The following is a 22,539-nucleotide window of genomic DNA, read 5'->3' as shown; positions in this document are numbered from 1 at the left end:
AAGAGAGATTATGAACAACCCGGGGAATATTGAAATAAAAAGAAAAATAGCAGTTGCTGGGCTTCCAAATACTGGAAAAACCCTGATATTTAACGGCCTTACTGGAGACTACAATCTGGTGGCCAACTGTCCTTTTACCACAATTAATATAAAAAATATGCCATTTAGTATAGATGGCGATAATGATATAGAGCAGTACGAATTAATTGATACTCCAGGTATATTCAGATTTAATACCTATTCAAGATCTGAGATGGTGACCCGGGATCTTTTGCTTTTTGATTCGCCTGACATGATAATTCAGTGCATTGATGCTGCTCAACTTAAGCAGTCACTCTCATTGACAATTGATCTGCTTGATTTGAATATTCCTCTGATTATTTGTCTAAATGCAATTGATGAGACTGTCAGAAAGGGTATTGTAATAAATTCCCAGAGGCTTTCGGCTATTTTGAAGGTTCCGGTTGTGGAGTCTGTTGCCACAACAGGGCAGGGGCTGGATGAGCTTAAAAATGCCATAAGAGCCACTTTTATTAATTATAATAAATCGTTGACCACTGCACCCCGAAACCATTATGAGTCATCCCGAACTTCTGCAGCACCTGTGAGTCATCACGATTTATCCCGAATTTCCACTACACTTGGGAATCATAACGATTTATCCCGAATTTCCACTACACTTGGGAATCATAACGATTCATCTCGGGTTTCAACTACACACAGGAGTCATCACGATTTATCCCGAACTTCCGCTGAGACAATGACTCATCACAACTCATCTAATGTCTCCTCTCTTTCCCATATTCATACTGATTATGAAGATGGTATTTCCGCTATTTATTCATTATTTCCTGAGAATCTTTCCCATAAAAGGGTTTGGGCTTTTCTGCTTATGATGAACGATCCTTTTGTGCTCTCAGGGCTTGAAAGATTGTATCCAAAAGAAGAGATAGAGCCTGTTATCAGTAAGGCTGAAAGTATAAGGAAGCATTTTAAAGGCAATATTGGCCTTGAAATCAATAAAAAGAGAAATAGGTGGATTGATGATGTTGTTGAAAAGGTTGTCCGCCGACAGAAACTTGAGCTGGAAGATTTTTCCCAGAAAGTTGCAGGAATTTGCCGTCACCCTTTTTGGGGTGTTCCCGTACTTTTTGCCATTGTCTATGTGATGTTTCTGCTGGTTGTTCATGTTGCAAACAACATTGCCGCCTGGATGGAAAGTCATCTTTGGGTTCCGGTTGAGGAGCTGGTAGTCTCTTTTCTTCCCACAGGATTCTGGCATGATTTTCTCATAGGAGATTACGGAGTCCTCTCACTTGGTGTGGCAAATGCCGTGATAACAGTTCTTCCCATTTTGTCAGTATTTTTTATTATGTTTAACACCCTTGAGGATATAGGGTATATTCCCAATCTTACAGTACTAACAAGAAGGCTTTTTCAGAAAGTGGGATTGAGTGGAGCATCGGTAATGCCCCTTGTGCTGGGATTTGGCTGTAAAACCATGGCCACAATGACTACAAAGTCCCTTCAATCTCCACGGGAAAAATTTATTGCCATCTATCTTATTGCATTTGCAATTCCCTGTGCTGCCCAGATGGGACTCAACATGAGCATCCTTGGCAGGATGGGGACCACTGCATTTCTGATTGTCTTTTCGGTATTATTTGTGGTTGAGGTGACAGCAGGTCTTCTGCTGAATCTTCTGCTGGAAAAAGAGGATCAGTGCCTTTTCATACAGGAGCTTCCCCGTATAAGAATGCCGGAGCCAAAGGCAGTTCTGGTAAAGACGTGGTATAAACTTTATTGGTTTCTAAAGGAATCACTTCCGGTTTTCATCTATGCTGCCCTGGCTCTCTTCACCCTTGACAGGGTTGGTGTTCTTGATGCTTCCAAGATTTTTTTAAGTCCTGTCATTGAAGGCTTTCTGGGCCTGCCCCTTGAGATGGTTGATGCATTAATCCTTTGTATGGCACGACATGAGGCCGCAGCCGGCCTTATCATGAATCTGATTGCAGCCAGAAAACTTGATTTTGTCCAATGCATTGTTGCCGTAACCATTACCACCATGTTTATACCCTGTTTTGCGAATATTATGGCAATGATACATGAATTGAAATTTAAAAGTGCCCTTGGTATGGCAATTATTATAAATGTAAGCTCATTTTTGATTGCCGGATTGCTCAACTGGGTACTTTTGAAGATATTTGTTTGAGTATTAGGCATGGTTCATTTCCCAGTTTACACTTTCCGGAGAGAAAACTTTGAGTGGCAAGAATTTCTCACAAAAAAGTGTAAAGTACTTTTGGGTTCATATGAAGGATGCCGAGTATTAATATTAGCATTACAGTCAAACCTTGAAAAGAAAATCTGCTGGATGATCAATAACAGGAGTTTTAACAATGAACAAAAAGCGTGAAAGAGAAGAGTATCTTGAAGTATTGTGGCGGATAAAGGAAGATGGGATAGAAGATCCAGATTATCTTAAAAACGCCTTTGGGAGTGATTTTGAGCCCACTATAATTGAAGATCTGGAACAGGCAGGTCATATATTGACAGGAGACAATGGTTCCATCGTTACTCTTACAGATGCAGGATATGAGTACGCCAGAAAAATTATAAGGGCGCACAGAATTGCTGAAAAGCTGATATGTGATGCACTTGGAGGGGATTTTGAGTCCGGAGCGTGTGAATTTGAGCATATTCTGAATACTGATCTTGTTGACAGTATCTGTGTGCTTCTTGGACACCCCAGACGCTGTCCCCACGGGAAACCAATACCACAGGGAGATTGTTGTAAAACAGCCGCACGCACAGTACAGAGTCCGGTGATGCCTCTGACAGAGCTTGAAAGCGGCATGTCAGGAAGGGTGGCATTCATAAATTACAGCGATGATATGCAGATATACAAGATGGATACTCTCAAGATAAAACCCGGCGGCATGATCAAGCTCCTCCAGAAATCACCTTCATTTGTGGTCAGTTGTGAAGGTGGCGATGTTGCGCTTGATGATGCTGTTGCCTCTAATATTCTGTTGTGGAAAGAGGGGGGTCAGTTTAATGCAGGTGGAGAGAACATGCTTGGCCCTGGCAAATGCCGGCGAAAAAGGGGCTTTGGATTCATGCGAAGAAAAAGTGCATGAAGATAGTCTCTTTTGTTTTGAGTTGTGAAACCTCCAAAAATTGTCTGAACCATGATTAAAGGATTTACTCAAAGTCGACACCTATGATCTTGTAAGCCTTGTCAACACTGTCTGAATCAGGATTCCCAAGATTAACAAGATAAGGCAGGATTATTTATCCTGAGCATCCTATCCATCCTGAGCATCCTATCCATCCTGGTTATCCTGGTTCAGACAACTGCAATAACTTCTGAAAAAGCAATAAGATGTCGATTTTGAGGATTTAAGGATTAACACGATTAAAAGTCAAGTTAATCCCTTAATCATGAAAATCATGGTTCAAAAAAAGTGTAAACCGACAAATGAAAGATGCCTCATTCTTTAAGATAATTTTAACTCTTGGTTGTGCCTCGCAGCATGTTTTTTTATTTTCCTATCCCAAGAACATCCCTTGCATATCTTATACTTCTTATGCAGGCATCCAGCTCTTTCTGGCGTGCCACTTCAAGGGTATCATCACCCATATCCCACTCAATTTCAAATGTGATTCTGTCTGTTGGGGATAGCTTTTTTATTGTTTGATATGCCTTGAAACAGTCGATATCTCCATCTCCGAGGGCCACTCCATGGAAACGGATACCAAACTGATCTCTGGTAAGCTTGTGGTCGCAGAAGTGATTGCAGAAAGCGTATGGGGCAAGTTTGTTCACAGCAGTTTCAGGATTTTCAAGAACACCCATGGAGTTGACAGTATCCACACATGCCCCCACCAATGGATGATTTATCTTTTCAACCAGCCATATTATCTCGTCTGCAAATGTTTCTGTGTGATTTTCAAGGGCAAGCTTGATTCCTGTTTTTTCAATGAGTGGAATGGCTTTTTTTATTTTGTCGTACACATCGCAAAGCTGACGCATGACATCAGGATGAAAGCAACTGCCATAAAGAGGACGGGGACGCCGGATGTCAAGGCTTAACTTGCCAAGGTCTGCACCAAGCTGTTCTGCAATGCCGATTCCATCTTCAATGGAATCGGTCAGGCGGGGATCAAACTCTTCATCAAGGGAGAAATTATATTCAAGGTATAGATTATGATCTTTTGCTGCTTCTCTGACTTCACTAAGGCGGCTTTCTTCTTTGCTTTCCAGATCGCATCCTGTGATATGAAGGCCGTCAATGCCCCACTCCACAGCCTTGTCCATGAGCTGCATCAAGGTCATTTCCTTTGGACGGGGATCAGCAATTATTCCCCAGTTCTGACCAAGCCCCCACAGATGAAGGGTGTATGTATGAAGCCCAAGTTTCATTTTTTTGTCCATGATAATTTCTCCTTACGATTTTTGAGCTTACTTTTGTCCAAATCGTTTTAATATATCATCATATGTGCCATCTGCTTTCATCTCCTGAAGTGCAGCATTGAACTTTTTCACAATCTCCTCGCCATCTGCCTTTTTTCTTGTGATGGGACAAAAAAGATCAAAGGATTTGAACGGTGGCTCAATGGCCTCAAATTCATCCTTAAAACCTTTAAGGTCTTCAACATTGGCAATGTTGTAATAGAGTTGCTGTTTGCCGATGACAAGAAGATCTATTCTGCCTGCATTGAGTTTTTTCATGCTCATCAGATCATCGTTTGTCTCTTCTACATTAAAGCCCTTTTCATTTAATTCTATCAGGGGAGCAGCTCCTCTTAAGCCGCCGATCTTGTATTGCTTCAAATCTTCAATATTACTGTACGCTATTCCTTTTCCTTTTTTCTGGAAAAAAACCTCTTCATTTTGTGAAACCGGATCTGTAAAGTAGAACTCCTGTGCCCTTTCCTCGCTGTGATAAGCTCCGAGAAGACCGTCATATTTCCCTTTTTTAGCCATTTCCAGGGCGCGTTTCCAGGGCATGAACTCAATTTTCATTTCGTAACCAGCTCTTTTGAATGCTTCCCTTGAAATTGCTGCAAAGAAGCCCTTTTCAGGGAGATCTTCTCCATAAAAAGGTTGCCAGTTAAGGGTTGCAAGTGTAATGGTTTCTGTTTCTGCAAATAGATTTCCTGCACCCAAAGTAATCATAGTGATAAAAAATAATACAGTTAATCCTCTCTTCATAGTTTGCTCCTTAATTGTTTTTTGTTTGTTGGCCGTAATGAAATAGTGAACTGTCAACACTTAATTTTAGGGTTATCTTCAACGTAGAGACAAGGCATGCCTTGTCTCTACAATTAACCGAACCCTAATTTTTAGCTTTGACAATGCAATAGTTTGTTGGTGGGCTTCTTTTTGTCTTATCCAAAGAGTGTGCCAGAGTTTAAAAATATTGGTTTTAGCCTTAATCCATGATGTTTTGAGCTTATTGGCTGTAATATAATATATCATATGGTCTTTTTATTAAAATAAATCAAATGGGTTGCGTTGTTTTTTTTACATGAAAAAGAGCATGATTTTGTCGCTATAAAAATTTTTTTATTGTTCCATGATAGATTGATATTTTTGTGTTTTTTTGCCATTGTAGCAGTTGCTACAGAAATTTTATCTCAAGTATCATATAGTGAAGTGCAAACAAGTTGAAATAACTAAATTTGTTCCAGTATAAGCTGACAAGGAGAATGAAAAATGAGAACACAGATTGTAGGCATTTCAGGTAGCCCCATTAAAAACAGTAATACTGATAGATTGATTCAGGCAGTTCTTGAGAGCAGCGGCCTGGAGTCAGAATTTGTAAAACTGAGCAAGCTCAATGTTAAACCATGTATCGCCTGCCTTGGATGCAAGGATGATAATATCTGTAAGGTGAAAGATGATTTCCCTGAACTGGCTGAAAAGGTGAAAAACGCAGATGCGATTGTTGTAGGGGGATATGCGCCTTATGGTTCTGTTGATGGCTTTACAAAGGCATTTCTTGAAAGATTGTTTTCCATGCGGCATCAAAACGGCCTTAATCGAGGAAGGCTTGCAGTTGTTGTTGCCTCGGGGATTGGCCGGGGAGCACCGGGACTTGAAGAGACAGGAAAACAGATTGAGCATGCTTTGACAGTGGAGGGGATGGAAATACTGGGAAATCTGAAAATAACCGGCAATACGGAATGCCTGGTATGTGGATTTGGTGCTACCTGCCCCATGAGTTCATTACCATGGGTATTTGGAGATGATCCCACACCCACTCCCGATAAATTTTGTAAAGTTGAAGATCAATCCGAAGTGTGGAATAAAGCCAGTGAATTGGGACGGAAAATTGCAGAGAAAATTAAAATCAGGTTGGCAATGTAGCAGATAGATGTTTCTTTTACCGTGGAAATAGATACAAATTTCCATATTCGGGGGTGGCTGAATGCCGGCCATGACCGTTTACCGTAAAAAAGACTATCATTTTTATACTTGGGGGTGATGGATACGAAATCATGCCCGTTTATTTATAATTTAACAGGCTTTACGATTTCAGATACAACATGCATTGTTCTATCTGAAGTCGTAAAACTGTTGCCGTAATTTGGAATAACATCTATAGATTTCTCCATTTTTTTTAAAAAGAGAGAAGAAAAATAGCGTATGCCCAAACAACAGCCGCTACGGCAAAATATCCGAGTGATTCAATGATAGCTGATTTCATGTGATTACCTCCATTTTTGATGTTTATTTTGGTTATGTTTAATTGCTAATGCATAAACGATGCCAACTTTTTTTTGCTTCCAATTTCGGTTAAAAAAACAGGAAAGGGTTAGATGTACATGCCTTGAGGAGGGATTGCTTGTGTTATTTTTCCTGATGTCTTCTTTATTATTCAAAGCCGACACCTATTCTCTTTTGAGCCTTGTCACTGCTGTCTGAATCAGGATACCCAGGATAATAATGATTTACAGGATAAAAATCCTGAGCATCCTGTAAATCCTGGTTATCCTGATTCAGACAAATGCAATAAATGCAGAGAAAGCCAACAAGAAGTCGATTTTGAGTTATTATGCTTACTAAGTGAGTGGTTTTCTGCTTAAATGGTTAAATTCAGACTATTTTAACAGTCAGAGGTGGAAAATGACCTGTCTATGCCAACAGATTGCAGGAAAGCAGATGGAGCTTGCACCAACGTGCATCGGACATCTCTGGATATTTAAGGGCCTTGCTTCGGATGATGTTCAGGAACTCTCCCGTCAGGCGTTGCGCAAAAAAATGAAAAAAGGGGATGCTCTGTTCTTTCAGGGGGATTCTGCAAACGAGGTGTTTCTTATTAAAGGTGGGCGCATTAAACTTACCAAGGTGCTTGAAAATGGCACTGAGTTGATGCTTGATATTCGGAAAGGTGGCGACTTTGTAGGGGAGAATATGTTTTCAGAAGAGGGAGAGTATCCTGTCAGTGCTGTCTGCCTTGAAGATACTTTGACATGCGGGTTTACCCGAAGTCAATTTGAGGAGCTGGTGCTGAAGCATCCAGCTGTCGGACTTCAGGTCATTAAAACCCTCAGTGAAAGAATCTCCTGGCTAACAACCCAGGTCGGCAATCTTGCAGTTACAAACATTGAGGAACGTCTCTATCGGATACTGAGCAATGTGGCAAAAGCGCATGGGACAAAAAGTAAAAAGGTTTAGTGATTCAGTTCCCTTTGACCCATGAGGATCTGAGTTTCTTAACAGGAGCCCACAGAGTTTCAATTACCCGAGCAATGAAAGCTCTTAAAGAAGCGGGTAAAATAATTCTTGAAGACAAGCTACTCATTCTGCCCGCTTTAGAACCCGCTTCTTAATTGATGGTCTTTTTACATGAAAGTCTTTGTGATGGCCTGTTTTTAAATAACATACATGGCAGACACACATCTACCACAACGAAGCATGAAAGTCTTGAGAAGCCTTGAATCACGGGGACTTTCTTATAAACGTACATGGCTGATGACCGCCACAATCGAAGAGATGAAAGTCGTTTTAAAAACAGGCTGTTACCGAGACTTTTATATAAAAAAAAATATAAATTTCATCCAGCCGGTCAAGGGCAAATCTTCAATTGTGGTGTGTATTCGTCAAAAATGTTATATTGTGATAAGTTTTTCATTATCTTTTAGTATTTTGGTTAAAGGAAGACCCTGGTAAGTAACTTCAATACCAAGAGATTCCAGTTTTTCCGTTACACCGAGCTGATCGGCGCATGCTTTACAGGCTGTTATATGCACACCTTCAAGTTTGGCTTCTTCTATGAGTTGCTGTATCTGCTTGTTTTCACTTACAAGTATTGCTGTGGCACCCCAAATTATGATTGTTACCTCATTCCACCAGTCTCTTTTTTTTGAATTTACAGCATACATGAAAACCATTTTTTCCGCTGTAATAACGTTGTCATTGGTCCAAAGTATGTGGAGTTTGTTTGGTGTTCCCATTTTCTTCTGTTCCTTTCTTTATTTATGATCTTTTCAAACTTGCTATTTATGATCTTTTGGCTCTTGTGAATACTGTCTAAACAGGATGTCCAAAATTATCAGGATAAGGCAAGATTATCTACTCAAAATCGGGCATCCTTCATCTTTTAAGAATGGCTCATTTTTGGGTATGTTTCATTTATCGGTTTACACTTTTTCTGAACCATTATTTTCATGATTAAGGGATTAACTCAAAGTCGACACCTATGATCTTGTAAGCCTTGTCAAAACTGTCTGAATCAAGATTCCCAGGATTAACAGGATAAGGCAGGATTATCTATCCTGAGCATCCTATCCATCCTGGTTATCCTGGTTCAGACACCTGCAATAACTTATGAAAAAGCAATAAGATGTCGATTTTGAGGATTAAACTGATTTTTAAATCATCCTTAATCCGTGGCACGCAATTTGATATTGTCTTAAATCATTGGAAAAAATCTATTTGTTACTTCACCTGCGAGGTGAAAGCCAAAATTAAGTTTTCTTAATAATTTCAGCATGTATCAAAAACCGTGCCACGGATTAAGGTCATGTTAATCCTTAAATCTTTTACCGTGGAAATGGATACAATTTTCTATATTCGGGGGTGGCTGGATGGCAGCCATGCCCGTTTACCGTGAAAATGGATACATATTTTCATATTCGGGGGTGGCTGGATGACACCCATGACTGTTTACCGTGAAAATGACTATCATTTTTATATTTAGGGGTGATTGATACGTAATTAATCATGTCTTTTTAATCAAGGTTCAATATTTCCCCAAAAGTGTAAACTACTTTTAAGTTGATATGAAAAATGCCCATTTTTGAGCTGCTTTGAATTATATAACCTGACTGATAAGAAAATCTGTAGCAATGACTACATTAAAAAAATAACCGGCATAAGGAAAGAAAAATATGAAAATTTTAGCCATCTCAGGAAGCCCCCGTATAGAAAAAAGATCCTCCACACTTAAACTTGTCAAGGCTGTTGCAGAAAATACAGGATACGACTGTGATCTTGTTTCTCTTGCAGGTAAAAAAATCCAAGGTTGCATTGGCTGTATGGGCTGTGTCGATGATAATATATGTAAATTAAAAGATGATTTTACCCCTCTCAGGGAGAAAATTCTTGAAGCAGATGCATACATTCTTGGTGGATGCAATTTTTTCTCCACTCTAAATGCAAATATGCACTGTTTTTTAGAACGATGGTATCAATTCCGTCATAAAGAAAGCAGTGTGCTATGGGGCAAACCCGCGGTAACGGTTGCTGCTGGAGGGAGATTGACAGGGCCGGTCACTGCAATACTTGAGCAGTTCTGCATGTATAACTTTATTCAGGTTGTTGGTCGCGCTGATGGATTAGGTGCAAATGGTTGTTACTTCTGCGGGTATGGAGAAACATGTAAGGTTGGGGCTGTCTATGCCAGATACGGAGCTGGCTTTCAATTGACTGAAGAGGATATCCCCTGTGTCAGCAAGGACGAGGTATGCATGGAAAAGGCTCGTCAGGCAGGGAAAACCCTTGGTAAAATTTTAAGGGCCGGTCATGATAGAGAGAAGGCAACCAAAGAGGTAAAAGATGCGTTTATGGAGATGATGCAGTTTAAAAACAACAGATGAATCCGGTCATGGAGGTTTAGTAATAGGGTTTAATTAACTTACCCAAACTCCCCCTCTCCAGTCATGGAGAGAGGGTTGGGGGGTGAGGTGAATGGGCAAGTTATTTAGACCCCGTTCCTTAGGTTATTATCTTCTGAATTTTGTGTTCATAAACACCGACAAGAACTTTGGAACGGGCAGCAGGAGGTTGAAGCAGGGTGGACATTTCATCCAGCCGTCCAAGGGCAAAGATCAGTTTCAGAAAGTTCTCCATGGAGATTTTTCCACTCTGCCAAACCGTTTCAAGGATGCCAGAGTGACACCAGAGCGCTGGGAGAGTGTCTCACGTTTCCAGCGTTTCATCAGGTGCAGTTGCTTCACCCTTGCTGCAAGAGTTTGGGATATCTCTTCCGGAGTATGCAATGAAAATTCCATTTGTCATCCCATGTTAATGGTCAATATATACACCATTATTACTCAAAATCGACACCTTATTGCTTTTTGAGCAGTTATTGAATTTGTCTGAATCAGGATAACCAGGATGAAAAGGATGCTCAGGATAAATAATCCTGCCTTATCTTGTTAATCTTGGACATCCTGATTCAGACAATGTTGACAAGGCTCAAAAGATCATAGGTGTCGGCTTTGATTTATCATCATAATATTAATTTTATGGATATTATATTATCCTTAAATCAGGGTCTGTTTGAATTCACGCCAGATATCTATAGTATTCCAGATAAACTGGAATACTATATGATGCTTTTGATTATTGAGAAGAGAGTTTCTCTTTTACACTTTTAATCTTATCATCCATTGTCTGCTCACGGTCAATTCTTGTTCCCAATTTGATGGTGGTCGTGATCCTTGGAGCTCCCATCTCATGGATTCGTTCGTGACATTTTTTTACTGTGTCAAACACCAGGTTCCATTCCCCTTCAATGTTTGTACCATAAGCATGAAGTGAGCTTTTCAGGCCGGCTGCATTGATGATGTTGTGGCATTCCACCACATATTTTGACACGGAAACCCCGACTCCAAGGGGTACAATACACAAATCGATAATAACGTTCATAACATGTTCTCCTTTTTTCATATTTATCTTTAATTGTTAAGAATCTTCTGGCTTAAACAATTTAATTATGGCATGGTTTTTCACATGAGATATAGTTTTCCAGATTATTAAATTTGCAAGCACAACGTAGGGGCAACCCTATGTGGTTGCCCTTCAAAGTTGAGATGGAAAAATATTTTTCTGGAACTCTCTATGTGTCGATTTTGAGTAAACGGTCATGGCTGTCATCCAGCCACCCCCGAATATAAAAATTTGTATCCATTTTCACGGTAAACGGTCATGGCTGCCATCCAGCCACCCCCGAATATTAAAAATTGTATCCATTTCCACGGTAAAGAACCAAGCATTACCAGCTCGATTAATTTGGAAAAACTAACATGACAAAAAGCAAAATAACCACCAGAAGATGGCGTATTGAAGATATTCCACAAATAATCGAATGCAGCAGAGCCACATATCACGACTATTCTGAAGAATTCATTTATAATTCACGTCAGTATGAAATGCAATTTTCTGCATTTCCCCAGGGACAGATTGTTGCAGTCTGCGGCAATCAGGTTGTTGGATATGCTACAAGTATCATCGTTATGATTGATGATAATTTTTGGTATGACGTAGATGAATTGACAGGGGCCGGCACGTTCAGTACCCACAACCCGGACGGAGATACCCTTTATGGTGCTGATATTGCCGTACATCCGGATTATCAACGCCGGGGAATTGCAATAATGCTGTATCAACGCCGAATCCGCATCATGAAAAGATATAACCTGAGGCGGATGATTGCGTATGGACGGCTGCCAGGATATAAAAACCATGCAGGGAAGATGTCTGCAGAGCAATATGTGGAAAAGGTTATAAAAGGGGAAATAAAAGACCAGGCCCTGAATGCTCATCTTAAGGCTGGATACCATGTGAAGAAAGTACAGTTGGATATTACTATTGATAAGTCAAGCCTTAACTATTCAACATATCTTGAAATGCCAAATCCTGATTTTAATCTGGCAAAGAAAAAAATATCTTCATCTGTTCTTTCAACTGCCCATGCCCGAAGGGTGAGGGTCTGTAGTGCCCAATACCTCATGCGTCCAATCCAGTCATTTGAAGAGCTTGAACGCTCTGTTGAATTTTTTATAGATACAGCAGATTCATACCATTGTCATTTTTTGCTGTTCCCTGAATATTTTACATACCAGTTATTAAGCTATAAAAAAAGACTTACCATGAAAGAGGCAACCATTGAGCTTGCCGGTTATACTGATCAATATATCGAGATGTTTAAAAAATTTTCTCAACAGTATAATATCTACATTATTGGGGGGTCCCACCCGGTTTTCAGGGAAGGTCTTTATTACAATACAGCCCATCTGTTTACACCTTCAGGCAATGTATATACACAGGAGAAACTTCACATTACTCCTGCGGAGCGCAATCAGTGCGCTATTGAACCTGGCAGCAACATAAAGATATTCAGAACTCCCCTGGCAAGAATAGCAATTCAGATTTGCTATGATATTGAATTTCCTGAAGTCTCACGTCTCCTGACACTTGCTGGAGCGGAAATTATTTTTGTCCCTTTTTATACTGAAGAGAAAAAGGCCTATTACCGGGTCAGGCATTGCGCACAGGCCAGAGCTGTTGAAAATTTTGTTTATGTTGTAATGACAGGAAGCGTTGGGAATATGCAGACACAATCCGGTTCTTTCATGAATTACAGTCAGGCAGCAATTCTGACCCCCAGTGATTTTTCATTTCCGGAAAAGGGTATTGGAGGGGAGGCTGACCCGAATGTGGAAACAGTGGTTGTATCAGAGTTGGCTCTTTCTTCACTTTCCCAGCAGCGGCATATAGCCACCGTCCGTCCACTTCATGATATAAGGTCTGACCTGTATAACCTGCATGGAAAAACAAAGATTGAGATTGTCCAGGTTGAGTAAGATTGGCAGGAAAAGATATATACTCAAAATCGACACCTATGATATTTTGAGCATTGTTGATACTGTCTGAATCAGGATGCCCAAGATTAACAAGATAAGGCAGGATTATCTATCCTGAACATCCTTTTCATCCTGGTTATCCTGATTCAGAAAAATGCAATAACTACCGGAAAAGCAATAATTTGAGTCATTGTACAGGACAAAAAATCAATAGGTGTGTTAAATTTTAAATAATATCAGTATGTTATATGTTATTGTCGGCAAATATGCTAAGTTCTTTAACATATTGATTTTACCAAGAAATTTGATGTGAACCATTTTTTTGTCCTGTACACTGAATTTGAGTATATACAATGTTTATTTTAGTCATAAATCATTGAAATTATTAATAGCGTTTTATTCATTTCCGATTTTTTTGTGAGGCCATCATTATTTGGGGGACAGATTTTACAACTCTGTCCCCGCTCTTGTGAAAAATAAAAACCCATAAATGAAAGTTGAACCAAAAAGGCAACTAAAAATCAGAGTTGTTTTCTAAAGGTCATTTGTTGACAAGCTCTTTTGCCTGTTGAACAATATTGTCGCCGGTGATGCCATATTCAGAAAGAACCTTTGAGCCCGGAGCAGATGCCCCAAATCTGTTTATGCCAATAACACGGCCTGCGTCACCCACATATTTTTCCCATCCCATGGTAACTCCGGCCTCAACTGCAAGGCGCACCTTGACTTTGTCGGGCAGGATTCGTTGTCTGTATGACAATGGAGCCTTTTCAAAGAGTTCCCAGCTTGGCATGCTGATAACCCTGGCATTGATATTCTCTTTTTCAAGCTCTGCTGCGGCATTGACGCAAAGATGTACCTCAGAACCCGAGGCAATCAGGATAATATCAATTTGCTTGTCCCTTGGTACATCCTTCAGAATATATGCTCCACAACTTAGGTCACCGTCAGCTTTGCTTATGTCCAGAACAGGCAGGTTCTGACGACTCAGAATAAGGGCAGTGGGTGAATCCACTGTCATAAGAGCTTTTTTCCAGGCATCGGCAGTTTCGTTTGCATCAGCAGGCCGTATGACGTTAAGCCCCGGAATGATTCTTAGTGATGCCACATGTTCAACAGGCTGATGGGTTGGGCCGTCTTCTCCCACAGCAACACTGTCATGGGTAAATACATAAATAAGTGGAAGGTTCATAAGGGATGCAACCCTTACAGCAGGTCTTACATAATCTGCAAATACCAGGAATGTCCCGCCATACGGACGGATACCGCCATGAAGATACATGCCTGACATTATTGCTCCCATGGCATGTTCCCTGACTCCAAATCTTATGTTTCTTCCTTCGTAGCTCTCTTTTTGGAAATCGTTGAATTCTTTAAGATATGTGTTGTTTGAAGGGGCAAGATCCGCAGAGCCTCCCATGAGTGCAGGAAGGTTGGAAGCTATTGCATTGAGAACCTTTCCGGATGCAGCACGGGTTGCAATGGGTTTATCTTCGGGGGTAAAAAGAGGAATATCTTTATCCCATCCAGAGGTTAGAAAGCCGCTTACAGCATCCACAAGTTCTGCTGCAAGTTCAGGGTATTCATCTTTGTAGGCATTAAAACAATCTTGCCACATCTGTTCTGCTTTATTGCCATTTTCAAGTGTTTTTCGGCACTCTTGTAATACATCATCTGCAACATAAAAATCTTTATCAACAGGAAGACCAAAAAATTCCTTTACAAGCTTTATCTCTTCAGCACCAAGCGGAGAGCCGTGGGCAGCAGAGGTGCCCTGTTTGTTGGGGCTGCCATATGCTATCTTTGTTGTTATTTTAACAAGGCTTGGCTTTTCTGTCTCTTTTTGTGCCGCTTCAATGGCAGCTTGAATGGCATCTGTATCATTTCCGTCGGGCACGGAAATAACATGCCAGTTCATTGCCTCAAATTTTGCTTCAACATTTTCGGTAAAAGCAATTTCAGTGCTTCCCTCAATGGATATGGCATTGTCGTCATAAAGGCATATAAGGCGCCCAAGACCAAGATGGCCTGCAAGGGATATAGCTTCGTTGGCAACACCTTCCATAAGGTCACCATCACCGCACATAACATATGTAAAGTGATCAATTATTTTGCCGTTTTCATTTTCCGTTTTGTTGAAACGTGCTGCAAGGTGTCTTTCTGCCATTGCCATTCCAACTGCATTGGCAACCCCTTGTCCTAAAGGACCTGTTGTTGTTTCAACTCCGCTTGTGTGGCCATACTCAGGATGACCTGGAGTTCTGCTCTCCCACTGTCTGAAATTTTTAATATCATCAATGGTAAGTCCATAGCCGTCAAGGTAAAGCATACTGTAGAGAAGCATTGATGCATGGCCTCCTGACAGGACAAAACGATCACGGTCAATCCATGCGGGATTTGCCGGATTATGCTTCATGCAGCGGTTCCACAGGACAAATGCCGCTGGTGCAAGTCCCATGGGTGCTCCGGGGTGACCAGAATTTGCCTTCTGGATGGCGTCAATGGAAAGGGTGCGGATGGTGTTGATACATTTTTGTTCAAGGGCTTTGTCGGCAGCAGCCATTTTTTTCTCCTGTCTGTTTGTTTTTTACTGGAAGGCCTCTGTAATAGCCTGTTTTTAAAATATTTATTATAAAGTTTCCATAAAAGATTGGACATCTTTCATATCAACTCACAATTAGTTTACACTTTTCGAAAAATTCTGAACCATGATTAAAGGATTTAAGGATTAACACGATTAAAAATCAAGGTAATCCCTTAATCATGAAAATCATGGTTCAAAAAAAGTGTAAACCGACAAATGAAAGATGCCAAAGATTGATATATAAATGGTCAAAAGATCATATGTCTCGTCAGAAGATCATAGGTATAGCTTTGAGTAGGTTACAATGCTCTCATGTATTCCGGTTTTAAGCGCACTTTTCCCTCAAGGGCGCTGGCAATAAGTGCAAGGGTTTTTTCCCTGTCCCTGGGCAGGTGTGCCCTTATTGGAAGGTAGTTTGATGCATGGTTGGCATGAAAAAGCCCTGATGTAAGCTGGGTTGTAGCAATCATGGTACCAAGTTCTCTGAGCATCTCATCCGGTGTTATAAGTTCAAAATTGCCGTTTTCAAAATCTTTGTGCATGGGTGTGCCTGGAATGAGCATAAGACTCAATGCTCCAACAAACTCAGGATCAATGGCTGAAAGAACACGTCCTGTCTCTGCTGCATGAATATCTGATCTTTCTCTTCCTGCAAGCCCCAGCAGCACAGTAATGGAAAGTTTGATGCCGGCTTTGCGGATTTTTTTGCCCATCTCAATCATGCGGGCTGAATCAGCTCCTTTATTGATTTTTTTCAGCGTTACGTCGTCACCTGTTTCCAGGCCCATATAGGCTATTTTAACTCCAAGTTGACGAAGTTCTGCAAGCTCACTGTCACTTTTCATGCGAATGCTTTTTGTATTGGCGTAAAGCCCTACACGCTCAACCCAGGGAAGACGTTGGGATATTCTTTCAAGTATGGGGACAAGCCTTTTCTGGGGAATAATAAGGGCGTCTCCGTCACAGATAAAGAGCCTTGACTGATTTCTGCAATACTTTGCCGCAAAATCAATATCTTCAAAAATGATATCATCTTTTTTTATTGTGAATCTCTCACCTCTGTATGCTCCGCAAAACGCACATTTATTGTGGGAGCACCCCACTGTTACCTGCAGAAGAATACTGTTTGCTTCGCTTGGTGGCCGGATGATATTGCCTTCATAATGCATGATACTCTCTTGTTCCTTCCTTGAAATATTTGCCTGCGCCCGTTAGGGCATGGTGGTTATACAGACTGCTTTTTTACCTGAAAATGCCTGAAAAAACAATTTTTTAAACAAAAAAATACCCCACCGCTCTTTTATCTGCTTTGCAGCACTTTGCAAAATATATTTATTTATTTTTTTTATATTTGCCCATACACTCCAAAGGGGCTATATTTGGCAAAGATAATAATTATCTCGTAAACTATTAAGATGTTCTGATTTTGAACTACATATAGTGCTTGGTCAGCCATTGTGTTAGTATATATAGTATTGAGAACGATAAATTCATCTTTTAGTAAAGATTGTAGGATATGGAACAATATAGCAATACCAAATATTTCACTAAAGGCATGGAATCGGAAATAGTGATTCAGGATGAGAATCAGCAGAACTGGGATCCTGTTGTTTTTGAACTTCTGCAAACCAAAAACACCCATATGCAGAAAGTATTCAATGATGTCCGTGCAGTAGCTTCCACGAGAAGCACTGTGCTTTTGACAGGAGAGACAGGAACAGGCAAGGGAGTTACTGCAAGATTGATTCACCGCCTCTCACCAAGATGCAGAGAACAGTTTGTGCAGCTTCACTGTGGAGCCATTCCTGATACTTTGATTGAAAGTGAGCTTTTTGGACATGAGAAGGGATCTTTTACCGGAGCCATAAGAAAAAAGGCAGGCAAGTTTGAGACAGCAAGGGGAGGTACCATATTTCTTGATGAAATAGGTACAATTACTCCATCAGCACAGATAAAGCTGCTTCAGGTGCTCCAGGATAATATGTTTCAGCGAATAGGAGGGGAAGAAAATATTCATACAGATGTCCGGATCATTGCAGCCACCAACATTGATCTTAAACAGATGTGTGAGGAAAAACTCTTTAGAAAAGACCTCTATTACCGCCTGAATGTCTTTCCAATTGAGTTGCCTTCCCTTAAAGACAGAAAGGAAGATATTCCCTATTTCATGACTCTTTTTCTTAAAAAACTCAACATCTTTCACATGAAGGGTATCAACAGCATACACCCTGATGTTGTAGAAGCCTTTGTTGAGTATGAATGGCCGGGTAACATAAGAGAGCTTGAGAATCTCATGGAGAGAGCCTATATCCTGGAAGAGAGCTCCATTCTTATGCCTGACAATTTCCCCCCTGATATTTTTGCAGGTCGGCCTATTGTTTCAATTGAAACAAGGGCGTCAGATACTGATACAGATTTGACACTTGCCGAGGTTCGTCAAAAGGGGGTTGAAAGTATTGAGAGAGTTTATCTTGAAACTCTTCTTGCAAAATACAGGGGAAAAATCAACATTACTGCCCAGGCAGCAGGGATCTCAACCCGCCAGCTTCATAAACTGATGAGTAAATATAATCTGAGCAAAGAGGGATTTAAGGAGAGTGCTGCAACTGAACCCCGTACAGCTCCTTATTTGCAGTAATGCCTGAAAATTTTCTCATCACCCACTCAAGCGGGCCGTTTGTATAATATTTGAACCACAGGGATGCAAAGGCAAGGGATAGTAAATAAAATAGTACAGCACCTGTAATATGAATTACAATTGACAACTCATCTAAGCCTGACAAAAGCATGATATTGATACCAAGGAGAATATGTGCCACGTAGATTGTCAAAATCATTTTGCCTGCATCTGTAAATGGCTTAACCCATGATTGTCTTACCCATGGTTGCCTTATCCATGATTGCCTTACAAATGAAGGTTTAACTTTTGTGGAAACAGACTCCACCCGGTTCATTATATAAAGGCATACAGCAATGATTGACATGGCACACCCTCCGGCTGAAAACAGGAAAAGAATTGAGGGAGGCGTCATAACAGCTTCAAGATCCTTGAAGATAAATTCTGACACTATTGTAAGGCTTATTCCCACAATGAAAAGCCATTCTGAAAATCCTTTTCCGGAAACATACCGTCGTCCAATGTACATACCTGCAAGCAGAAATGTTATCCATGGAAAAACCGGATACATCCCATGAAACAGTGTAAAAGCTGTAAATATTTCCATATACCAGGGAGTGTCATACCCCTCCACAAGCATCTCCATCCAGCTCTCGTCAGGTTCAATAATAAGATATGCTGCAAAAATCAGGATGGATATAATAACAGAGCCTGCCAGAAACCTGTCTGAACGGTGGAAGATAAAAGCTGCAATTGTAAGATAGATTCCATAAAAATGAAGAATATCCCAGGGCCATAATGCACTTAATGCCGCACCTGATAAGAATAGAAAAACTCCGCGTTTGAGAAGAAGTCTGCGAAAAAAATGTATTAATTCCTCTCTGTTTGAATCAAGTGGTTTTGCCTCTTCTCCATTAATACTATTTTGAAGTGCCTTTCGCGTAAGAAGTGATATCCCTGTACCTGCAAGCATGACAAAAAGTGCAGCCGCTCTCCCTTCGCACTTCTCAATCAGATTGTAAAGCCAGGGAATATCAGAAGGAAATTGTGAGAGTGAGCATTTGAAGTTTATTATAATCATCCCCAGTAAAGCCACACTTCTTGCCAGATCATATCCCTTTATACGTTTTTTTGTGTTTGGGATGCATTGTTCAGGGATATGTATAACATTATTACATAGTGTTTCCATGTTAAGGTTATCCGGCATAATTATATCCTGCTTTTTTGTATCACAATCATAACATCAGAATAGTTGTCATGCAGCATGTTTTCGGGTGTCACCCTCTCTCTTGGTAAGGGTGACCTGATCACTTTTGTCAAGATATGTGCCTTGATAAAGAATGATTTCAGGATGTGCATCAAGTGAAGAGTAGCTTAAAAGCTTGCTGCCGGTTGCCTCAAGTTCCCTGGGATCAAAAATTTTGATATCAAACCAACCAGGTTTGTCAGCTTGTTTTCTGAAAACACACTTGAGACTCCAGACCCAGTCAGGATCAAGCTCAAGTTTTACAACCATGTGGCGTCCAACCCTGTCAGGCAGATCCTTTGGTTTTTGAAGCTTATCAATGTTGTTTTTTGAAGAAGAGGTGGGTGTGCCGGAATCTTTTTCCCAGAATTTCCATTTGATGCTCATGTCAGGCTCCTTTAATCAGTTAAAAAACGGAGTAATTAACAGCTATGGATTGCCTTTGAGCAAAATATGTTCCTTCTGGAGTGTGGAACACAAAAAAAATGTGCAGGATAGTTCTCTATTTTTATGATAGTTTCCCGGATTTTTTTTATGATTTGAGATAAGAGGTGATATTGTCTTAAATTACAGTATTTTATTGCGTTGGGAATTTTGTGGTAAAATAAATGCAGTTTTAAAATTGGTAATTTTTATTTGAAAAAATCTGGATAGATCAGATGAATGTCAAAAGGAAGGGTAACAAAAAATCGTCTGTTGTTTTTAAAGCGGAATCAACAGTTCCTGTTTTATGGATTTTGCGGAACCATGTTGTCTGATTTGGATTTTTTATGGAGTTACGGGATATCATAAATCAACTTTGCATCCGCACTCTAAGGAGATTGTCACAGGGGTTTCATATTGGGCTTCAAAGTCTGGCCTGAAATGATATGTTTTTTTTGTGAAAGGATCGAAGACAATAATATCTTTCACTCCGTTGGCAAGATAGAATGCGGGTCCCTCTTTGAGGTCCTTTCTTTCAAATCCTTTGCTGATGATTTCAACAACAGCTTCCGGTATTATGGTTATAGCGTGATCCTGCTCCTCTTCAGGAGGCTCATGGCAGAGAATGGAGATATCAGGGCGCTTAAGGCCATTGGGGAATTTAATGTAAACATCCTGAATCCAGATGCAGCCACAGGATTTGGAGGATGTGTTATTCAATGGCCTGATGCTTTCCGAGATTCGTCTTGCATGTTTCTGGTGCCTGTAAACAGGTTGTGGTTCCCATACCGGAAGGTTCCCCATTATCTCAAGCCTGATGCCAAGTTTGTCTGATTGAAGAAATAGGTGTTCGATTTCCATTTTGACCTCTCAACAAGGGGAGGAAGCAGTGATCATTAAATAGCTTTCCCTTTTGTGTATGTTTGCCGATTTTTTTATTAGAAAGCCTCCGTAAGGGGCTGTTTTAAAAAAGACTTTCAATGATTCGCTTGTGGCGGTGAAGCACCATGTATGTTATACAATTATACTGTACTTTTTTTGTACTCATGTCAAGTTTAGTAATTGGGTTTAATTAACTTAACCAAGCTCCCCATCGTAAGCCTGTAAGAGGTGGCTGGAGGTGAGATGAATGGACAAGTTTATATGAAAGTCTCTGTAACAGCCTGTTTTAAAAACGACTTTCACTCCTTAGATTGTGGCAGGTATCGGCCATGTACGTTATTAAAAATCAATTCCTTAAGATAATAAATTTACAGAACGTCCTCCCCGTTCTCAGGCTCTACAAGTTCGTTATTGTTGCTGCTATGGGCAATTGTATAATTATTTAAGATCAACAGGGCTACTTAGAAACTTGCGGCATTCTCACGCTGTTCATAAAACATTATTTTATGGAGAACTCCCCTTTTTTAAATTTAACCAACACTACATCTATCTTACTAATTTTAGAGATAATGTAGGGCATGTTTCATTTCCCGCTTTACACTTTCTCAAATGAAATCCCCATTTTTCAGGATTAGTCATCAAAAAAGTGTAAACTACTTTCATGGTCTTATGAAGGATGCCTAATGTAGCAGGCTTTTCTGTCGGTTAACTTTTTCCGAATGGTTGTTGCCCCCTCATTAGTTGTTCACAAATTTGACAAATATTGATAATATGATATTATGACTATGTCAACCATATCAATCGATATGATAATATAAAAAGCAAATGAGGATACAAAAAATGGAAAAAACAGTTTCCGCTATAAAAGCCAGGCAGAATTTAGGGGAAATAATGAATGAGGTCTCTTTACGAGGGGACGATTATGTAATCGAGCGTTCGGGTAAACCGATGGTTGCCATTATTTCCATGAGCAAATATTCGGTTCTCAAGAATAACCGAAACAAATTAAAAAAGAGCGTCGGACGATTTCATGATTTAATGGCAGATTCCGACCCTGAAGAAATGGAATCGTTAGTGATGGAGGCAGTGCAAGAAACACGAAAAGTGGAAAGAGAAAATAAAAAGAAATAAAAACCATGTTCTATCGAGTCGTTATTGATACCAATATTCTTGTCAGTTCAATCATCAGCCCCAACGGAAGACCTGCAATGATAATGACATTAATATTTGAGGGAAAACTCATTTTAATCTCATCAGACGCCATAATTGATGAAGCACGGCGTGTTTTTTTTTATCCTCATATACAGAAAATTCTTAATAACAAAACTCAAGGCAAAGTTGATATAGATAGGTATTTTTCTCAATTCATTGATGATCTGATGAACGTCGCAACGATTGTTAAAGGTGATACTGAGCTTCATGTCATTGAAGATGACCCCAGTGATGATATGTTTTTGGTGTGTGCCAAGGAAGGAGAAACCGATATCATTATTTCCGGTGACAAGCATCTGTTAAACTTGAACATATTTGAAGATATCCCGATCATAACTGTCGCAGAGTTTTTTGATGACTATTTGGAGTGATACTCGCCAAGTTTAGTTAAAAAGTTAATGACTATAAAAAACACCGAAACAATCCTCAATTAAGGTGATATGTTCTGAGTAACAATACAATAAACTCAAAATC

Annotated in this window: 21 protein-coding genes; 10 read left to right on the top strand and 11 right to left on the bottom strand. The window is 40.1% G+C overall.

Features of this window, described 5'->3' with window-relative positions:
- Positions 1-10: 10 nt before the first annotated feature.
- Positions 11-2,212, top strand: a complete 2,202-nt coding sequence (locus MTBBW1_RS07585) for a ferrous iron transporter B (protein WP_139786698.1) — start codon at positions 11-13, stop codon at positions 2,210-2,212.
- Positions 2,213-2,399: 187 nt separating this feature from the next.
- The gene (locus tag MTBBW1_RS07580; protein ID WP_080801484.1) at positions 2,400-3,140 is read left to right on the top strand and encodes a metal-dependent transcriptional regulator; all 741 of its coding nucleotides are present in this window, start codon (positions 2,400-2,402) and stop codon (positions 3,138-3,140) included.
- 404 nt (positions 3,141-3,544) lie between these two features.
- Here the strand turns inward: MTBBW1_RS07580 and MTBBW1_RS07575 are convergent, their stop codons facing one another.
- Together MTBBW1_RS07575 and MTBBW1_RS07570 are read right to left on the bottom strand one after the other, a co-directional pair.
- On the bottom strand, positions 3,545-4,438 hold the full coding sequence (locus MTBBW1_RS07575) for a sugar phosphate isomerase/epimerase family protein (protein WP_080801481.1): 894 nt from the start codon (positions 4,436-4,438) through the stop codon (positions 3,545-3,547).
- A gap of 27 nt (positions 4,439-4,465) precedes the next feature.
- Positions 4,466-5,218, bottom strand: a complete 753-nt coding sequence (locus tag MTBBW1_RS07570; protein ID WP_080801478.1) for a substrate-binding periplasmic protein — start codon at positions 5,216-5,218, stop codon at positions 4,466-4,468.
- Positions 5,219-5,722: 504 nt separating this feature from the next.
- Between MTBBW1_RS07570 and MTBBW1_RS07565 the strand changes: the two genes are divergently transcribed.
- The 3 genes from MTBBW1_RS07565 to MTBBW1_RS29430 all read left to right on the top strand — a co-directional run bounded on the left by MTBBW1_RS07565 (position 5,723) and on the right by MTBBW1_RS29430 (position 7,842).
- A complete protein-coding gene (locus MTBBW1_RS07565; RefSeq protein ID WP_080801475.1) occupies positions 5,723-6,376 on the top strand; it encodes a flavodoxin family protein in 654 nt (217 codons plus the stop codon).
- Positions 6,377-7,135: 759 nt separating this feature from the next.
- Entirely contained in the window at positions 7,136-7,687 is a 552-nt protein-coding gene (locus MTBBW1_RS07560; protein ID WP_245809296.1) for a Crp/Fnr family transcriptional regulator, read from the top strand.
- Positions 7,687-7,842 carry a helix-turn-helix domain-containing protein gene (locus MTBBW1_RS29430; RefSeq protein ID WP_245809295.1) on the top strand — a complete coding sequence of 52 codons (156 nt, stop codon included), beginning with the start codon at positions 7,687-7,689 and terminating at the stop codon, positions 7,840-7,842. The genes MTBBW1_RS07560 and MTBBW1_RS29430 overlap by 1 nt, the downstream gene beginning before the upstream one ends.
- A 279-nt stretch (positions 7,843-8,121) precedes the next feature.
- Here MTBBW1_RS29430 and MTBBW1_RS07555 read toward each other — a convergent pair whose 3' ends face one another.
- Positions 8,122-8,466, bottom strand: coding sequence for a DsrE family protein (locus MTBBW1_RS07555; RefSeq protein ID WP_080801472.1), 345 nt, complete (start codon positions 8,464-8,466; stop codon positions 8,122-8,124).
- 936 nt (positions 8,467-9,402) lie between these two features.
- Here MTBBW1_RS07555 and MTBBW1_RS07550 point away from each other — a divergent pair.
- Positions 9,403-10,110 (top strand): flavodoxin family protein, encoded by a 708-nt coding sequence (locus MTBBW1_RS07550; protein WP_080801470.1) that lies wholly within the window; start codon positions 9,403-9,405, stop codon positions 10,108-10,110.
- 118 nt (positions 10,111-10,228) lie between these two features.
- Here MTBBW1_RS07550 and MTBBW1_RS29945 read toward each other — a convergent pair whose 3' ends face one another.
- From MTBBW1_RS29945 to MTBBW1_RS07545, 3 genes are all read right to left on the bottom strand, one after another.
- A complete protein-coding gene (locus MTBBW1_RS29945) occupies positions 10,229-10,363 on the bottom strand; it encodes a hypothetical protein (protein WP_281255622.1) in 135 nt (44 codons plus the stop codon).
- On the bottom strand, positions 10,348-10,524 hold the full coding sequence (locus tag MTBBW1_RS28250) for a hypothetical protein (protein ID WP_186441149.1): 177 nt from the start codon (positions 10,522-10,524) through the stop codon (positions 10,348-10,350). Before MTBBW1_RS28250 ends, MTBBW1_RS29945 begins: the two co-directional genes overlap by 16 nt.
- A 334-nt stretch (positions 10,525-10,858) precedes the next feature.
- Positions 10,859-11,164 (bottom strand): MTH1187 family thiamine-binding protein, encoded by a 306-nt coding sequence (locus MTBBW1_RS07545; RefSeq protein WP_080801468.1) that lies wholly within the window; start codon positions 11,162-11,164, stop codon positions 10,859-10,861.
- A 377-nt stretch (positions 11,165-11,541) separates the two neighbouring features.
- On the opposite strand from MTBBW1_RS07545, the gene MTBBW1_RS07540 reads away from it, so the two are divergent.
- Entirely contained in the window at positions 11,542-13,101 is a 1,560-nt protein-coding gene (locus tag MTBBW1_RS07540; protein WP_080801465.1) for a bifunctional GNAT family N-acetyltransferase/carbon-nitrogen hydrolase family protein, read from the top strand.
- 541 nt (positions 13,102-13,642) lie between these two features.
- Here the strand turns inward: MTBBW1_RS07540 and tkt are convergent.
- Positions 13,643-15,664, bottom strand: coding sequence for a transketolase (gene tkt / locus MTBBW1_RS07535; RefSeq protein WP_080801462.1), 2,022 nt, complete (start codon positions 15,662-15,664; stop codon positions 13,643-13,645).
- A gap of 320 nt (positions 15,665-15,984) precedes the next feature.
- Positions 15,985-16,854: a radical SAM protein gene (locus tag MTBBW1_RS07530; RefSeq protein ID WP_080801460.1), complete on the bottom strand. Its 870-nt coding sequence runs from the start codon at positions 16,852-16,854 to the stop codon at positions 15,985-15,987.
- A gap of 347 nt (positions 16,855-17,201) precedes the next feature.
- Here MTBBW1_RS07530 and MTBBW1_RS07525 point away from each other — a divergent pair, with 347 nt between their 5' ends.
- Positions 17,202-18,323 (top strand): sigma-54 interaction domain-containing protein, encoded by a 1,122-nt coding sequence (locus MTBBW1_RS07525; protein ID WP_080801458.1) that lies wholly within the window; start codon positions 17,202-17,204, stop codon positions 18,321-18,323.
- On the opposite strand, the gene MTBBW1_RS07520 is transcribed toward MTBBW1_RS07525, so the two are convergent.
- From MTBBW1_RS07520 to MTBBW1_RS07510, 3 genes are all read right to left on the bottom strand, one after another.
- Positions 18,274-19,509: a DUF418 domain-containing protein gene (locus MTBBW1_RS07520; protein WP_080801455.1), complete on the bottom strand. Its 1,236-nt coding sequence runs from the start codon at positions 19,507-19,509 to the stop codon at positions 18,274-18,276. The genes MTBBW1_RS07525 and MTBBW1_RS07520 overlap by 50 nt on opposite strands.
- Positions 19,510-19,557: 48 nt before the next feature.
- Positions 19,558-19,935, bottom strand: coding sequence for a hypothetical protein (locus MTBBW1_RS07515; RefSeq protein ID WP_080801453.1), 378 nt, complete (start codon positions 19,933-19,935; stop codon positions 19,558-19,560).
- A gap of 399 nt (positions 19,936-20,334) precedes the next feature.
- Positions 20,335-20,832 carry a Uma2 family endonuclease gene (locus MTBBW1_RS07510; protein ID WP_080801450.1) on the bottom strand — a complete coding sequence of 166 codons (498 nt, stop codon included), beginning with the start codon at positions 20,830-20,832 and terminating at the stop codon, positions 20,335-20,337.
- 861 nt (positions 20,833-21,693) lie between these two features.
- On the opposite strand from MTBBW1_RS07510, the gene MTBBW1_RS07505 reads away from it, so the two are divergent.
- Both MTBBW1_RS07505 and MTBBW1_RS07500 read left to right on the top strand, forming a co-directional pair.
- Positions 21,694-21,984, top strand: coding sequence for a type II toxin-antitoxin system Phd/YefM family antitoxin (locus MTBBW1_RS07505; protein ID WP_186441148.1), 291 nt, complete (start codon positions 21,694-21,696; stop codon positions 21,982-21,984).
- Between the two features lie 5 nt (positions 21,985-21,989).
- A complete protein-coding gene (locus MTBBW1_RS07500; RefSeq protein WP_080801443.1) occupies positions 21,990-22,436 on the top strand; it encodes a putative toxin-antitoxin system toxin component, PIN family in 447 nt (148 codons plus the stop codon).
- The last annotated feature ends 103 nt before the right edge of the window (positions 22,437-22,539 follow it).

Source organism: Desulfamplus magnetovallimortis (genome assembly GCF_900170035.1).
GTDB lineage: Bacteria > Desulfobacterota > Desulfobacteria > Desulfobacterales > Desulfobacteraceae > Desulfamplus > Desulfamplus magnetovallimortis.
The sequence above is the reverse complement of the archived record's forward strand: the minus strand, read 5'-3'. Positions and strand labels throughout refer to the sequence as shown.

Excerpts from the sequence above, each read along its gene's own strand:
- MTBBW1_RS07525 (WP_080801458.1), top strand. The coding sequence starts at position 17,202 with ATGGAACAATATAGCAATACCAAATATTTCACTAAAGGCATGGAATCG.
- MTBBW1_RS07545 (WP_080801468.1), bottom strand. The coding sequence starts at position 11,164 with ATGAACGTTATTATCGATTTGTGTATTGTACCCCTTGGAGTCGGGGTT.
- MTBBW1_RS07570 (WP_080801478.1), bottom strand. The coding sequence starts at position 5,218 with ATGAAGAGAGGATTAACTGTATTATTTTTTATCACTATGATTACTTTG.
- MTBBW1_RS07515 (WP_080801453.1), bottom strand. The coding sequence starts at position 19,935 with ATGAGCATCAAATGGAAATTCTGGGAAAAAGATTCCGGCACACCCACC.
- MTBBW1_RS07550 (WP_080801470.1), top strand. The coding sequence starts at position 9,403 with ATGAAAATTTTAGCCATCTCAGGAAGCCCCCGTATAGAAAAAAGATCC.
- MTBBW1_RS07500 (WP_080801443.1), top strand. The coding sequence starts at position 21,990 with ATGTTCTATCGAGTCGTTATTGATACCAATATTCTTGTCAGTTCAATC.
- MTBBW1_RS07585 (WP_139786698.1), top strand. The coding sequence starts at position 11 with ATGAACAACCCGGGGAATATTGAAATAAAAAGAAAAATAGCAGTTGCT.
- MTBBW1_RS07565 (WP_080801475.1), top strand. The coding sequence starts at position 5,723 with ATGAGAACACAGATTGTAGGCATTTCAGGTAGCCCCATTAAAAACAGT.
- MTBBW1_RS29945 (WP_281255622.1), bottom strand. The coding sequence starts at position 10,363 with ATGGAGAACTTTCTGAAACTGATCTTTGCCCTTGGACGGCTGGATGAA.
- MTBBW1_RS07510 (WP_080801450.1), bottom strand. The coding sequence starts at position 20,832 with ATGGAAATCGAACACCTATTTCTTCAATCAGACAAACTTGGCATCAGG.
- tkt (WP_080801462.1), bottom strand. The coding sequence starts at position 15,664 with ATGGCTGCTGCCGACAAAGCCCTTGAACAAAAATGTATCAACACCATC.
- MTBBW1_RS07575 (WP_080801481.1), bottom strand. The coding sequence starts at position 4,438 with ATGGACAAAAAAATGAAACTTGGGCTTCATACATACACCCTTCATCTG.
- MTBBW1_RS28250 (WP_186441149.1), bottom strand. The coding sequence starts at position 10,524 with ATGGAATTTTCATTGCATACTCCGGAAGAGATATCCCAAACTCTTGCA.
- MTBBW1_RS07555 (WP_080801472.1), bottom strand. The coding sequence starts at position 8,466 with ATGGGAACACCAAACAAACTCCACATACTTTGGACCAATGACAACGTT.
- MTBBW1_RS07540 (WP_080801465.1), top strand. The coding sequence starts at position 11,542 with ATGACAAAAAGCAAAATAACCACCAGAAGATGGCGTATTGAAGATATT.
- MTBBW1_RS07580 (WP_080801484.1), top strand. The coding sequence starts at position 2,400 with ATGAACAAAAAGCGTGAAAGAGAAGAGTATCTTGAAGTATTGTGGCGG.
- MTBBW1_RS07505 (WP_186441148.1), top strand. The coding sequence starts at position 21,694 with ATGGAAAAAACAGTTTCCGCTATAAAAGCCAGGCAGAATTTAGGGGAA.
- MTBBW1_RS07520 (WP_080801455.1), bottom strand. The coding sequence starts at position 19,509 with ATGCCGGATAACCTTAACATGGAAACACTATGTAATAATGTTATACAT.
- MTBBW1_RS07560 (WP_245809296.1), top strand. The coding sequence starts at position 7,136 with ATGACCTGTCTATGCCAACAGATTGCAGGAAAGCAGATGGAGCTTGCA.
- MTBBW1_RS07530 (WP_080801460.1), bottom strand. The coding sequence starts at position 16,854 with ATGCATTATGAAGGCAATATCATCCGGCCACCAAGCGAAGCAAACAGT.